The sequence below is a fragment of the Streptomyces sp. NPDC091289 genome, assembly GCF_044757365.1.
Classification (GTDB): Bacteria; Actinomycetota; Actinomycetes; order Streptomycetales; family Streptomycetaceae; genus Streptomyces.
In genome coordinates, this window is sequence record NZ_JBIVUT010000008.1 from 222,420 (window position 1) to 237,998 (window position 15,579).

The following is a 15,579-nucleotide window of genomic DNA, read 5'->3' on the forward strand; positions in this document are numbered from 1 at the left end:
ACCTCAACACCGAGAGAGAGTAATAGGCAATGCATGCTGTCGATTTTGCTGAAAGTCGGTCGTTCGGGTCGGGCGCGACGTTGATCGGTGGTTCGGTGCAGGCGGCTTTCGCCGCGCAGGTGGTGCGGTCGCCGGATGCGGTGGCGGTGCGGTGTGCGGGGCGGGAGGTGTCGTACCGGGAGCTGGATGAGCGGGCGAACCGGGTGGCGCATCGGCTGGTGGGTCTGGGGGTGGGTCCGGAGGCGCCGGTGGCGGTGCTGATGGAACGCTCGGTGGATCTGGTGGTGGCGCTGCTGGGGGTGTTGAAGGCGGGGGCGTTCTATCTGCCGCTGCACAGTGCCAGCCCTCTGGAGCGGATGCAGTGGATCGTGGACGAGACGTCCGCACCCGTCCTGCTCGCCGACACGGGGATGCGTCAACGCGGCCTGCCCACCGCCCCCGTGACGGTGATCGTGGACGAGGACGCTGAGCTTGCCGGCCTGCCCGCCAACGATCCGGGGGTGGACTGCCGACCCGAGCAACTGGCGTACGTGATGTACACCTCGGGCTCCACGGGCCGCCCCAAGGGCGTCGCGGTCACCCACCGCGACGTCCTCGACCTGACCGTGGACAGCATGTTCGAGCCGGGCGTGCACGAGCGGGTGCTGATGGTCATTCCGTACGCCTTCGACCCCTCGATCTACGGCCTGTGGGTGCCGCTCCTGCACGGCGGGCGGACGGTCATCACGCCGGAGGGCGATCCGAGCGTGGCGATGCTGGACCGTCTGATCGCCGAGGAGGAGATCACCGCCCTGGACGTCTCCGCAGGGCTGTTCCAAGTGATAGCGGAGGAGAACCCGGGTTGCTTCGCGGGAGTACGCGAGGTGATCACCGGTGGTGACGTGGTCTCCCCGACCGCGGTGCGGCGGGTGCTGGAACGCTGCCCGGGCATCGTCGTGCGCAGCGCGTACGGTCCCACCGAGACCACGTTGTACGCGACGCAGCAGCCGTGGGCGATCGGCGGCGAGCTGCCGGCCCCGCTGCCGATCGGACGTCCGCTGGACGGTAAGCGCGCCTACATCCTCGACGACGAGCTGTCGCTGGTCCCGGAGGGTGTGGCCGGGGAGCTGTACCTGGCGGGTACGGGTGTGGCCCGGGGGTACTTCGGGCGTCCGGACCTGACGGCGGAGCGGTTTGTCGCCGATCCCTTCGGACCGGCCGGCAGCCGCATGTACCGCACCGGTGACCTCGCCCGCTGGACCGGTGAAGGACTCCTGGACTTCGTGGGTCGCGCCGACGACCAGGTCAAGATCCGCGGGTTCCGCATCGAACTCGGCGAGGTAGAGACGGCGCTGGGCCGCGTCCCGGGGCTGTCGCAGGTCACGGTCATCGTCCGGGAGGACCAGCCCGGGGACAAGCGGCTCGTGGCTTACGTCGTCGCCGAGCCGGGCGGCGACGATGAGGTGGACGTCGAGAGTCTGCGCGGGCATGTGACCGGTGTGCTGCCGGAGTACATGGTGCCTTCCGCGTTCGTGGTCCTCGACCGGCTCCCGCTGACCACCAACGGCAAGCTGGACCGGCGGGCCCTGCCCGCCCCCGAACTGCCCGCCCCCGGCCGGTCGGCGACCGGTGCCGGGCAGGGTCCGCGGACCCCGCGCGAGGAGGCCCTGTGCGGTCTGTTCGCCGAGGCCCTGGGCGTGCCCGAGGTCGGTATCGACGACCACTTCTTCGAGCTCGGCGGGCACTCCCTCATCGCCACCCGCCTCGTCAGCCGTATCCGCACCGCCCTCGGCGTCGAACTCCCGGTGCGGGTTCTGTTCGAGGCCCCCACGGTCCGCGCCCTGGCCGACCGGGTCGCCGAGGCGGGAGCGGCCAGGCCCGCGCTGACCGCGATGGAGCGCCCGGAGCGGATCCCGCTGTCACCGGCACAGAACCGGCTGTGGTTCCTCGACAAGCTCGAGGAGGAGAGCGCCACCTACAACCTTCCCCTCGTGGTACGTCTGGCGGGGCACCTGGACCGGGCCGCGCTGAAGGCCGCGCTCGAGGACGTGGTGGCACGGCACGAGAGCATGCGCACGGTCTTTCCCGAGGACGCTCAGGGCGTCCCGTTCCAGCAGATCCTGCCGGCGATCCGGGCGATCCATGACGTCGAGGTGGTGCGGACCGAAGAGTCCGCCCTGCCCGCGCAGATCTCCGCCCTCGCCCGGGAGCGTTTCGACCTGGCGGTGCACCCGCCGCTGCGGCTCCGGCTGTTCGCCCTGTCGGAGACCGAGCACGTCCTGTTCCTGCTGATGCATCACATCACGTCCGACGGCTGGTCGCTGGCCCCGCTGACCCGGGACATCGGCCTCGCCTATGCGGCACGGAGCGCCGGGGCGGCGCCCTCGTGGCCGGCGCTGCCGGTGCAGTACGCGGACTACACGCTGTGGCAGCGTGAGCTCCTCGGCGCGGAGGACGACCCCGACGCACTGGTGAACAAGCAACTGGCTTTCTGGACGAAGGCGTTGGAGGGGATCCCGGACCAGCTCGACCTGCCCTTCGACCACCCTCGTCCGAAGGTGGCCGGCTACCGCGGCGACTCGGTCCTCTTCGAGCTCGACGCAGAGCTGCACCAGCGCCTCACCGCTCTGGGCCGTACCTACCGGGCCAGCCTGTTCATGGTGATGCAGGCCGCCTTCGCCGCGGTGCTCACCCGGCTGGGCGCCGGCCACGACATTCCGGTGGGCACCCCCATCGCCAACCGGACCGATGAGGCGATGGGCGACCTGGTCGGCTTCTTCGTGAACACGCTGGTGATCCGGACCGACACCACCGGCGATCCCTCCTTCCAGCAGTTGCTGGACCGGGTACGGGACGTGTCCCTGGAGGCCTTCGCCCACCAGGACGTCCCCTTCGAATACCTGGTGAACGCCCTCAACCCGGTGCGCTCCGCCGCTCAACACCCTCTCTTCCAGGTGCTGCTGGCCATGCAGAACAACACGTCCGTGCGGCTGGACCTTCCGGGGCTGACCGCGGACGTGAGCCTGGGGGACACCGAGGTCGCCAAGTTCGATCTCACCCTCGAGCTCTTCGAGCAGCACACGGGGGACGGCACCCCCGACGGGATCGGCGGGCGGCTGGCCTATGCCCTCGACCTGTTCACCCCGGAGACCGCGCGACGGATCACGGACTGCTTCGAGCGGCTGCTCGCCGCGGTCGCGGTGGACCCGGATCTGCCGCTGAGCCGGATCCCCCTCCTCTCCGCGGAGGAACACCGACAGCTCGTCGTCGAGTGGAACGACACGACGGCGCCGTATGCCGACGACACCACCGTGCACCAGCTGTTCCAGGAGCAGGCGGCCAGGACCCCGGACGCGACAGCGGTGTTCTGCGGCGAAGAGGCGCTGAGCTACCGCGAACTCGACGCGCGGGCGAACCAGCTCGCCCATCACCTGATCGACCGGGGAGTCCGTGCCGAGCAGTTGATCCCCGTCTGCGTCGAGCGGGGAATCGACGCGGTCGTCGCGGTCCTGGGCGTGCTGAAGGCAGGCGCCGCCTATGTGCCGCTCAACCATGACTATCCGGTGCATCAGCTGGAGTTCATGGTGGCCGATGTGGAGGCGTCGCTGGTCATCACCCACGCACACCTCCAGGACCGGCTGGGAGGCACCGCCGAGCGGGTGCTGATGGACCAGGACCGGCCCACGATCGCCACCCGGCCCCGCACCGACCCGTCCGTGCGGGTCCGCCCCGACAGCCTGTTCCACGTCATCTACACCTCCGGCTCCACCGGTACGCCGAAGGGCGTCATGATCGAGCACCGCTCGGTCTGCCGGCTGGTCGACAGCGACGTGTTCGCCGGCATCGGTCCCGGCCACGTGGTCGCCCATCCGTCGAACTTCGCCTGGGACGCCTTCACCTTCGAATGCTGGCCCGCGCTGACGTCCGGAGCCGCCATGGTCGTCATGGACAAGGAGGTCCTCCTCGACGCCGTGGAACTCAAGGCGGAGCTGCGCCGCTGCGGGGTGACGATGATGTGGCTGACGGCTCCCCTGCTCCGCCAGCACCTGCTGGACTGCCCCGACCTCCTCGCCGGGATGCAGTACGTGTTCTACGGCGGCGAGGCCGTCGAACGGTCGGTGGTGGACCAGCTGGTGGACGGTCCCTGGGCCCCCGAGCACCTGATCCACGGGTACGGTCCCACCGAGGCGACGGTGTTCACATCGTGCTACCGGGTGGACCGGAGCACCCCCCGAACCGGACAGATCCCCGTCGGCCGGCCGCTGACGAACACCGAGGTGTTCGTCATGGACGAGGACGGCGCCCTGCTGCCCCCCGGCGTGCCCGGCGAACTGTGGGTCGGCGGCCCCGGCCTGGCCCGGGGCTACTGGAACCGCCCGGAACTGACCGCGGAGCGGTTCATCGCGCACCCGTTCTCGGACGACCCCCAGGCCCGCGTGTACCGCACCGGTGACGTGGTGCGGTGGCAGGCGGACGGGCTGCTGGAGTTCGTGGGCCGGGTCGACCACCAGGTGAAGATCCGCGGATTCCGGATCGAGCCGGGCGAGGTCGAGGCACTGCTGCTCGGTCTCCCGGGGCTGTCGGAGGTCGCGGTCGTCGTCCGGGAGGACCAGCCCGGAGACAAGCGGCTCGTGGCTTACGTCGTCGCCGAGCCGGACAGGGGCGGGGAGGTGGATGTCGAGAGTCTGCGCGGACATGTGACCGGTGTGCTGCCGGAGTACATGGTGCCTTCCGCGTTCGTGGTCCTCGACCGGCTCCCGCTGACCACCAACGGCAAGCTGGACCGGCGCGCTCTGCCCGCCCCCGAACTGCCCGCCACCGGTGCCGGGCAGGGGCCGCGCACTCCGCGCGAGGAGGCTCTGTGCGGTCTGTTCGCCGAGGTCCTGGGCGTGCCCGAGGTCGGCATCGACGACAACTTCTTCGAACTCGGCGGGCACTCCCTCCTCGCCACCCGCCTGGCCGGCCGCATCCGTTCGGTCCTGGGTGCCGAGATGGCGGTGCGGGTCCTGTTCGAGGCCCCCACGGTCCGCGCCCTGGCCGACCGGGTCGCCGAGGCGGGAGCGGCCAGGACCGCGCTGACCGCGATGGAGCGCCCGGAGCGCATCCCGCTGTCACCGGCGCAGAACCGGCTGTGGTTCCTCGACAAGCTCGAAGGGACGAGTACCACCTACAACGTTCCGGTGGTGTTCCGGATCACCGGCGAGCTGAACGCCGACGTGCTCGAGCGTGCCCTGGGCGACGTGGTGGCACGGCACGAGAGCCTGCGGACGGTCTTCCCGGAGGTGGACGGGAACCCGGTGCAGGTGGTCCTGTACGAGGACGCCGCCGAGGTGAAGGTGCGTCGGGTCACCTGTGGTGCGGACGAGGTGGACGCGGTGCTGCGGGAGGCCGGTCTGCATGCGTTCGACCTGGCGACCGAGTTGCCGCTGCGGGTCACGCTGTGCACGGTCGGCCCCGACGAGCACGTCCTTCTGCTGCTCATGCACCACATCGCGAGTGACGGGGCATCGATGGGGCCGCTGGGGCGCGATCTGGAGGTCGCGTTCCGGGCCCGGCTCCAGGGGCTCGCGCCGTCGTGGCCGGCGCTGCCGGTGCAGTACGCGGACTACACGCTGTGGCAGCGTGAGCTCCTCGGTGCGGAGGACGATCCCGACGCACTGGTGAATGAGCAACTGGGCTACTGGTCCAGGGCGTTGGAAGGGATCCCGGACCAGCTCGAGCTGCCCTTCGATCACTCCCGGCCGAAGGTGGCCGGTTACCGGGGCGACTCGGTCTTCTTCGAGCTCGACGCAGAGCTGCACCGCGGGATGGCCGACCTGGCACAGTCGACCGGCACCACCACGTTCATGGTGGCGCAGGCGGCCCTGGTGGTGGCGCTGACGAAGATGGGGGCGGGGACGGACATCCCGATCGGAACCCCGGTCGCGGGACGCGCCGACGATTCACTGGACGACCTCGTCGGCTTCTTCATCAACACCCTGGTGCTGCGCACGGACACCTCGGGAAAACCGACGTTCCTGGAGCTGCTGGACCAGGTCCGGGAGACCGACCTGGCCGCGTACTCCCACCAGGACGTGCCGTTCGAGCGTGTGGTCGAGGCGGTCAACCCCCGGCGCTCACCGGCCCGCCACCCGCTGTTCCAGGTCCTGCTCAATCTGCAGACCGGTGACGACGGCGCCCTGGATCTTCCCGGCCTGGAAGTCGAGGAAATCGTCGGGGAGCAGCAGACGGCGAAGTTCGACATGTCGCTGAACTTCCTCATGAAGTACACCGATCAAGGTCTTCCCGGGCCCGTGCGAGCGTATGTCACCTACGCCGTCGAGCTGTTCGAGCGGGAGACCGTGGAGCGTCTGTTCACCCGTCTCGTACGCGTCCTGAAGTCCGTTGTCGCGGATCCGGCACGGACGCTCAGCCGCATCGATGTGATCGATACGCACGAGCGTGTGCGGTTGTTGGAGGAGTGGGCGGGAGCGGAGCCCGGTGAGGGGCTCGGGGCCGGTTCGGTGCAGGCGGCTTTCGCCGCGCAGGTGGTGCGGTCGCCGGATGCGGTGGCGGTGCGGTGTGCCGGGCGGGAGTTGTCGTACCGGGAGCTGGACGAGCGGGCGAACCGGCTGGCGCATCGGCTGGTGGGTCTCGGTGTGGGTCCGGAGGCGCCGGTGGCGGTGCTGATGGAACGCTCGGTGGACCTGGTCGCGGCCCTGCTCGCGGTGCTCAAGGCGGGGGCGTTCTATCTGCCGCTGCACAGCGCAAGCCCTCTGGAGCGGATGCAGTGGATCGTGGACGAGACGTCCGCGCCCGTGCTGCTCGCCGATGCGGGGATGCGTGAACGCGGCCTGCCCACCGCCCCGGTGACGGTGAACGTGGACGGGGACGAGACGCTTGCCGGCCTGCCCACCAGTGATCCGGGGGTGGAGTGCCGGCCGGAGCAGTTGGCGTACGTGATGTACACCTCGGGCTCGACGGGCCGCCCCAAGGGCGTCGCCATCACCCACCGCGACATCCTCGACCTGGCCGACGACAGCATGTTCGGTGTGCCCGGCGCACACGAGCGGGTGCTGCTCCTCGCCTCGTACGCCTTCGATCCCTCGACCTACGCCTTCTGGATACCGCTCCTGCACGGCGGACGCACGGTCATCACGCCCGAAGGCGATCTGAGCGTCGCCGAACTGGCCCGCCTGATCACCGACGAGAAGATCACCGGACTGGACATCACCGCGGGCCTGTTCCGGGTCATGGCCGAGGAAGCCCCCACCTGCTTCACCGGCGTACGGGAAGTGATCACCGGCGGTGACGTGATCTCCCCGACCGCGGTGCAGCGGGTGCTCCAGCACTGCCCCGACACGGTGGTGCGGGGTGCCTACGGCCCGACCGAGACCACGCTCTTCGCCAGTCAGTCTCCCTGGCGTACGGGCGATGCGATACCCGGGCCGATACCGGCGCCGATACCCGTCGGCCGTCCGCTGGACGGCATGCGGGCCTACATCCTCGACGAGAACCTGTCACTGACACCGGAGGGTGTGGCCGGTGAGCTGTATCTGGCGGGATCGGGCCTGGCCCGGGGGTACTTCGGGCGTCCGGATCTGACGGGGGAGCGGTTCGTCGCCGATCCCTTCGGTCCGGCCGGCAGCCGCATGTACCGCACCGGCGACCTGGCCCGCTGGACCGGTGAAGGACTCCTGGACTTCGTGGGCCGCGCCGACGACCAGGTCAAGATCCGCGGCTACCGCATCGAACTCGCCGAAATCGACGCCGTACTGGGCCGTTTCCCCGGACTCTCCCAGATCGCGGTCGTGGCCCGGGAGGACCAGCCCGGGGACAAGCGGCTCGTGGCCTACGTCGTCGCCGAGGCCGGCTCCGACGCCCCGGACATCGAGGCCCTGAACAGTCACACCACCGGCCTGCTGCCGGAATACATGGTGCCTTCCACCTATCTGGTCCTCGGCCAACTGCCCCTGACCACCAACAACAAGGTCGACTACCGCGCCCTGCCCGCCCCCGACCAGCCCACCACCGGAACTGGACGCACCGCCCGCACCCCCCAGGAGGAAACCCTCTGCCTGCTCTTCGCCGAGACGCTCGGCATGCCCCAGGTCGGCATCGACGACAACTTCTTCGAACTCGGCGGACACTCCCTCCTCGCCACCCGCCTCGTCAGCCGCATCCGCACCACCCTCGGCATCGAACTCCCGGTGCGGGCCCTCTTCGAGGCTCCCACCATCGCCACCCTCACCGACCAGGTGGCGGAGGCGGACTCGGCCAGGACCGCGCTGACCGCGATGGAGCGCCCGGAGCGGATCCCGCTGTCCCCCGCACAGAACCGCCTCTGGTTCCTGGACAAGCTGGAGGGTGCGAACGCCACGTACAACGTTCCGGTGGCGTTCCGGATCACCGGGGACCTGGACGCGGATGCTCTCGAACAGGCGCTGAACGATGTGGTGGTGCGGCACGAGAGCCTGCGGACGGTCTTCCAGGAGGTCGACGGAGGCTCGGCCCAGACCGTGCTGGCGACGGACGCCGTCAGCCTGAGGCTGGAGCATGTCACGTGCTCGGAAGCCGAGTTGGCCGCGACGCTGGGCGACGCGGGACAGTACGTGTTCGACCTGGCCGCCGAGATCCCGCTCCGGACGACGCTGTTCACCCTCGGCCCCGCCGAGCACGTCCTGCTGATCCTCGTCCATCACATCGCGAGCGACGGCGCCTCGATGGGGCCACTCGGACGTGACCTGGAGGCCGCGTTCCGTGCCCGGCTTCAGGGGCACGCGCCGGTGTGGTCGCCGTTGCCGGTGCAGTACGCCGACTACACCCTCTGGCTGCGCGAGCTCCTCGGCGCGGAGGAGGACCCCCACTCCCTGGCCAGCAGGCAACTCGCCTACTGGAAAGAGACCCTGGACGGCATCCCCGACCAGCTCGAGCTCCCCTTCGACCGCCCCCGGCCCAAAGCCGCCGACCACCACGGCGACACCGTCCCCATCACCATCGACGCCGAACTCCACCACGCACTGCTCACCCTCGCCCAGAACACCGACACCACCCTGTTCATGGTGCTCCAAGCCGCACTCGCCACCCTCCTGAACCGACTCGGCGCCGGCACCGACATCCCCCTGGGAACCCCCGTCGCCGGACGCACCGACGAAGCACTCGACGACCTCGTCGGCTTCTTCGTCAACACCCTCGTCCTGCGCAACGACACCTCCGGAAACCCCACCTTCCGCGAACTCCTCGCCCGCACCCGCGAAACCGACCTCGCCGCCTACTCCCACCAGGACATCCCCTTCGAACGACTCGTAGAAGCCATCAACCCCCAACGCTCACTCGCCCGCCACCCCCTCTTCCAGGTGATCTTCGGCCTGGACGCCACGGGCGGCAGTGCGCTGGGCCTGCCCGGTCTGACGGTGACGGAGGAGTCGGTTGCGTTCGAGGTCAGCAGGTTCGACCTGGGCTTCAACTTCACGGAGGAGTACGGAAGCGAAGGCCGGCCGACCGGCATCGGCGGCCTGCTGCACTACAGCACCCACCTGTTCGACCGGGAGAGCGTCGAAGCCCTGGCGACCCGGATGGTGCGGGTGCTGGAGGCGGCGGTCGCGGAGCCGGACCAGCCGCTCGGCCGCATCGCGATCCTCACCGGGCGGGAGCACCGGCAGGTGCTGGGGGAGTGGAACGACACCGCGGTCGAGCTGACCGACGCGACCCTTCCCACGCTCTTCCAGTCGCAGGTCGCGCTGACCTCCGGGCATCCGGCGGTCCTGGCCTCCGACACCGACCTGAGCTACGGCGAACTCAACGAGCGGGCCAACCGCCTGGCCCACCATCTGATCGCGCGGGGGGTCGGCCCCGAGCAGTTCGTCGCCCTCGCTCTGCCGCGTACCGCGCAGACCATGGTGGCGCTGCTCGCCGTACTCAAGGCGGGAGCCGCCTATCTCCCCGTCGACCCCGCCTACCCGGCGGACCGGATCGCCTATCTGCTGCGGGACGCCGATCCGGCGCTCGTCCTCACCGTCGAGGAGACCGAGCAGATGTTCCCGGACGGCTCCCGTACTCCGCGCCTGGTCCTGGACGCTCCCGAGGTCATCGCCGCCCTGGACGGCCGGCCCGCCACCGACCCGACCGACCGTGACCGGAGCGGCGTCCTGCGACCGTCGCACCCGGCGTACATCATCTACACCTCGGGCTCCACCGGCCGCCCCAAGGGCGTCGTCGTCACCCATGCCAACGTGGCCAACCTGGTCGCCTGGGCGCGTGACGAGTTCGGCGCACAGCCACTGGCGCACGTCCTGTTCACCACGTCCCTCAACTTCGACGTCTCCGTGTTCGAGATGTTCGGCCCGCTGCTGACCGGCGGCCGCATCGAAGTCCTTCGTGACCTGCTGGCCCTGGGCGACCGGAACACCGGCGACCGTTCCGGGGTCCTGGTGAGCGGGGTCCCGTCCGCGCTCGCCAGGATCGTGTCCCGGAGTGACGTACGGACCGCGGCGGACACCGTGGTGTTCTGCGGCGAGGCTCTGACCGCCCAGGCCGCCGCCGTGGTCAAGGACGGGCTTCGGGCCGACCGTGTCTACAACATCTACGGCCCGACCGAGGCGACGGTGTACGCCACCGTGTGGTCCACGGACGGTCCCGTCACCCGGGCGCCGTCGATCGGCCGCCCGCTGCACAACACGCGGACCTACGTCCTGGACGGGAACCTGCGGCCGGTTCCGCCGGGTGTGGCGGGTGAGCTGTATCTGGCGGGATCGGGTCTGGCCCGGGGGTACTTCGGACGTCCGGACCTGACCGCCGAGCGGTTCGTCGCTGATCCCTTCGGTCCGGCCGGCAGCCGTATGTACCGGACCGGTGACCTGGCCCGCTGGACCGGGGACGGGCTCCTGGAGTTCGTGGGCCGCGCCGACGACCAGGTCAAGATCCGCGGCTACCGCATCGAACTCGGCGAGATCGAAGCCGTACTGGGTCGCTTCCCGGGGGTGGCGCAGGTGGCGGTGGTGGCCCGCGAGGACCGGCCGGGCGACAAGCGCCTGGTGGGCTATGTGGTCGCCGAGGCGGACCACCAGGAGGTGGACACCGGAGCCCTGCGCGCCCATGCGGCCGGTCTGCTGCCGGAGTACATGGTGCCCTCCGCCCTCGTGGTGCTGGAGCGGCTGCCGTTGACCGCCAACGGCAAGCTGAACCGGCGTGCTCTGCCGGCGCCCTCGTACGAGGCGCACACGGCCGGGCGGGGTCCGCGGACCCCGCGCGAGGAGATCCTCTGCGGGCTGTTCGCGGAGACCCTGGGCCTGCCCGCGGTCGGAGTCGAGGACAACTTCTTCGAGCTGGGCGGCCACTCCCTGCTGGCGGTCCAGCTGATCGGTCGCATCCGGGACGTCCTCGGCGAGACGCCTGCCATCCGTGCGCTCTTCGCCGCGCCCACCGCCGCGACTCTCGCGGAGGAGCTGGGCCGGTCCTCGGGCGGGGACGCGTTCGATGTGCTCCTGCCCATCAGGGAGCACGGCGGGACGTCGGCCCTCTTCTGCGTCCACCCCGTGAGCGGTATCGGCTGGTGCTATGCGCCGCTGGCGGGCATCGCCTCTCCGGGACAGTCCGTCTACGCCCTCCAGGCGCGAGGTCTGGACGGCAAGGAGGCGCTCCCGGGTTCGATACGGGAGATGGCGGCCGACTACGTCCGGCAGATGCGTGCCGTACAGGAATCGGGTCCGTACCACCTGATGGGCTGGTCCTTCGGTGGAGTCGTCGCCCATGAGATGGCCGTCCAGCTGAGGGCTGAGGGCGAGCAGGTGGAGACCCTCGCCCTGCTGGACGCCTACCCCGTCCTCGACGGGCCGTCGCCGCTCCCCGCCACGGAACACGAAGTGGTCGCGGGACTCGCCGAATTCTTCGGAGTGCGGGCCGAGGAGGGCGCGGAGCCGCTCACCATGACCGGGATCGTGGCGGCGCTGCACCGGGACCGAAGCCTGTTCGCCGAACTCGCCGAACGGCATCTCGCGGAAATCGCTGCGATCTACCGGAACAATCACCGGATTCTGACCGCGCACATTCCCGGCGCATTCGACGGGGACGCCCAGTTCTACGAGGCGGCACACGGAAAGCCCGCCGACGCGGACGAGGCGACCGTCTGGAACGCCTACATAGCGGGTCGCCTCGACGTCGCGCGCATCGACTGCAGTCATGCGGAGATGGCGCGCACGGACTCGCTCTCCGAAATATGGCAGGGCATCGCCCGGACCCGCGGGCGATAGGTCTTCGGGGGCGGTCGCGCCCTCCCGGACCTTCACCGATCACCGATTCCTTCGACTCCTCAGAGAGGTGGTGCTTCGCCGATGTCGACCGAGCTCGCTGTTGGTCTGCCCGCTGTCGCTCACATGTCGCATCTCTTCCTGATGCTTTCCCTGGTCATGGTCTGCTGCTATGCCGCCGGCCGGCTCTGCCGGCGGCTGGGGCAGCCTCCGGTGATGGGCGAGATCCTGACCGGCATAGCCCTGGGTCCCTCACTGCTGGGCGCCGTCTGGCCGTCGGGGCAGCGGTGGCTCTTTCCCGTGGACCTGCTCCCGGTGACCGAGGCACTGGCCCAGCTCGGCCTGATCATCTTCATGTTCCTGATCGGACACGAGCTGAACGTGGGGCAGGTCCGCAGGGCCGGCCGCGTCGCGGTGATGGTCAGCAATGTGAGCGTGCTGGTGCCCATGATCGGCGGGGCTCTCCTCGCGGGCGTGATGTACGGGCGATTCGCCGGACCCGGTGTCGGATTCCCGGCGTTCGCCCTCTTCATCGCGTTGGCGATGAGCGTCACCGCGTTCCCGGTGCTCGCCCGGATCCTCACGGACCGGAAGATCGCCGGCACCACCGTGGGAGGACTCGCCATCACCTGCGCGGCGGTCGACGACATCACCGCCTGGTGCCTGCTGGCTCTGGCGACAGCGCTGGGAGGGCACACCTCCATGACCGCGGCGTTCACCACCGTCGTCATGACCGCCCTGTTCATCACCGTGATGATGTACGGAGTGCGCCCCTTGCTGGCCCGGCTGGCCACGCGTCACGCGGATCGGCCGGCCGGCGGAGCGACGTCCCTGCTCCTGCTCCTCACCGGGATCCTGCTGTCGTCCTTCGCCACCGACTGGATCGGCATCCACGCGATCTTCGGAGCGTTCCTGTTCGGCGCCGTCGTTCCGCGCGGTGCGCCACAGGTGGCAGCCGCAGCGGGACAGGTGCGAGGCGTCACCGTGGTGCTTCTGCTGCCGCTGTTCTTCGCCTACTCCGGCATGCACACCGACTTCCGGCTGATCGGTGCGGAGCCTGCCCTGTGGGGCTGGTGCGCCCTGGTCGTCGTCGTCGCGATCGTCACCAAATGGGCGGGCAGCACCGGTGCGGCACGACTGGCCGGGCTCGGCTGGCAGAACTCGCTCTCGCTCGGCGCACTCATGAACTGCCGGGGGCTGACCGAGCTCGTGGTGCTCGGTATCGGACTGGAACTGGGGATCATCACGCCCACCGTGTTCGCCATGCTGGTGGTGATGACGCTGGTCACCACGGGGCTGACCGCGCCCGCACTCAGCCTGATCGACCGCCTGGCCGCCCGGCGGCGAACGCCCTCCGCCGGTCAGCCGGAAGGCGCGACTCCCGTACCGCAGAAGGAATGTGTCGCCGGATGACCTCCCGGCAGGGACCCGGACCTCAGCTCACCCACACCGTCACCTCGTACGAGTCTGCCGAGCAGGCAGCCGTAGCCGGAAAGGACCGGACATGACACCCGAGATAGACCAGATCTTCGAGACGGTGAAGAACCGGCACGGAGCCGACTCCATCACCCGCGTCGAGGAGATGGTGTACGCCAAGCGGCAGGAGCGCCATCCGCTGCAGAAGGACGCCAAGTGGATCATGCCCGGCATCTCGTCGAAGCCCTGGCACGACCCCTACGAGCACCCCGAGATCGAGCCCGTCGTCCGTGCCTTCGAAGCCGGACACGGCGCCATCGGACAGGAGCTCGCGGAGGCGTGGTCCGACCGCAAGAGCGCCTTCTCCGACTACGAGCACTATTTGACCCGGCAGGAGAACTGGCAGGCGCTCTACCTCTTCCGTGACGGCGGGCCGGTCGAGTCCTCGGCGGCTCTGGTGCCCACCGCGTACGACATCCTCACCCGTGAGGTCGTCGATCAGGGCAAGCTCTGCCCCCTCCTGGAAAGCCACTTCTCGACGCTGCTTCCCGGAGCGTCGATCGCCCCGCACTGCGACCTGTGGAACTTCAGCATCAACCTGCACCTCGCGGTCGACATCCCCGAGGGGTGCGGGATCACGGTGGCCGGCGAGACCCGGCACTGGAAGGAGGGCGAGTGCCTGCTCTTCGACTACTCCTTCGTCCATGAGGCGTGGAACAACGGTGTCAGGCCGCGTACCTGCCTTCTCGTCGACCTGTGGCACCCGGAGACGACCGTCCCGGAGCGCGAGGCCCTGGTCGGTCTCATCACCGAGATCCGCGCACTGATGGGCTGAGCGCACCGTGTGTCCCGGGGCCCGGGAGCGGGAAGGGCGGCTACACCCACCCTTCCCGGGCCGCGAGCACGCCCGCCTCGAAACGGCTGTGCGCCTGCAGACGGGTCATCAGGTCGGCGGCCAGCCGGCGGACCGTGCGGAGCGAGACGGCGAGGTGGCGTGCGGCGACCTCATCGGTGCAGCCCTCGGCGAGGAGCCGCAGCAGTTCCCGCTCCTGGGGGCCGAGGCCGCGGTGGTCCTTCGGCAGCGGCTGTCCCCAGGGGGAGGCGTTCTTCCACACCTCGTCGAAGAGCATCACCAGGGCCGCGACGACGCCCGGGCTGTGCAGGACCAGCGCGCCCTTGAGGGCGTTGCCCGGTTCCAGGGGGACGACCGCGGCCTTCCGGTCCACGATGATCATGCGCATGGGCAGGACGGGCACGGTGCGGGTCTCGCTGCCGAGCGAGTTGAGCCATCGGACATAGCCGCCGGTGGCCGCGTCGTTGCGAAGGCTGTCCTGGTAGATCGAGCGGACGGATACGCCACGCTCCAGTGCCAGTTCGTCGAGTCCCTTGGCCGCGGACATGTCCTCGGGCCGCTGGGCGCCGCCGAGAACGAAGGAGAGGCACTCCTCCTTGGTGTTCGCCGCCAATTCCTCCAGGCGTTCCCGGACCGCTTCGATGCCGTCGAGGCATTCGGCGACCTCGGGCAGGAATTCCCGCCGTGATCCTCCGTACTCGGCGGCCAGTGCGGCGATCGACTCCTTGGCCTCTTCCAGTTGTCTCTGGCGACGTGTCAGGGTCGCGCTCCGGCGCGCGTACAAGGCACTCAGGCTCACCCCCGGATCGACCGGGCGAAGCGTGTCCGCCCCCGGCCCGGTCGGGCGCAGCAGGTGCAGATGGGCCAGTTGGTCCAGAGCGGCGCGGACCGCGCTCCCGGGGAGTCCGGAGCGACGGCACAGATCATCGATCCCCTGCTGGGGCGAGTCCAGGAAGGCGCGGTAGACGACTTCAGCAGCGGGTTCCAGGCCGAGGGCTTCCAGCATGCCTTCACCTTTCGTGGCTGGTGCGGATACAACGGGGGATCAGGGGAGTGCGAGGTCCTGTTGATCCCGTGCGGTCGTAGCTGCCCAGCGTCAGGTGAGGT

At 69.7% G+C, this 15,579-nt stretch carries 4 protein-coding genes; 3 read left to right on the forward strand and 1 reads right to left on the reverse strand.

Translation table 11 applies throughout. From position 1 onward, the window contains the following. The first annotated feature begins 95 nt into the window (after positions 1–95). The 3 genes from ACIQPT_RS13085 to ACIQPT_RS13095 all read left to right on the forward strand — a co-directional run bounded on the left by ACIQPT_RS13085 (position 96) and on the right by ACIQPT_RS13095 (position 14,454). Positions 96–12,206 carry an amino acid adenylation domain-containing protein gene (locus ACIQPT_RS13085; protein WP_401155456.1) on the forward strand — a complete coding sequence of 4,037 codons (12,111 nt, stop codon included), beginning with the start codon at positions 96–98 and terminating at the stop codon, positions 12,204–12,206. Positions 12,207–12,329: 123 nt separating this feature from the next. Continuing rightward, positions 12,330–13,616, forward strand: a complete 1,287-nt coding sequence (locus ACIQPT_RS13090; RefSeq protein ID WP_401155458.1) for a cation:proton antiporter — start codon at positions 12,330–12,332, stop codon at positions 13,614–13,616. Between the two features lie 91 nt (positions 13,617–13,707). After that, entirely contained in the window at positions 13,708–14,454 is a 747-nt protein-coding gene (locus ACIQPT_RS13095; RefSeq protein WP_401155459.1) for an aspartyl/asparaginyl beta-hydroxylase domain-containing protein, read from the forward strand. Between the two features lie 40 nt (positions 14,455–14,494). Here ACIQPT_RS13095 and ACIQPT_RS13100 read toward each other — a convergent pair whose 3' ends face one another. After that, positions 14,495–15,478 (reverse strand): LuxR C-terminal-related transcriptional regulator, encoded by a 984-nt coding sequence (locus ACIQPT_RS13100; protein WP_401155461.1) that lies wholly within the window; start codon positions 15,476–15,478, stop codon positions 14,495–14,497. Positions 15,479–15,579 lie beyond the last annotated feature (101 nt).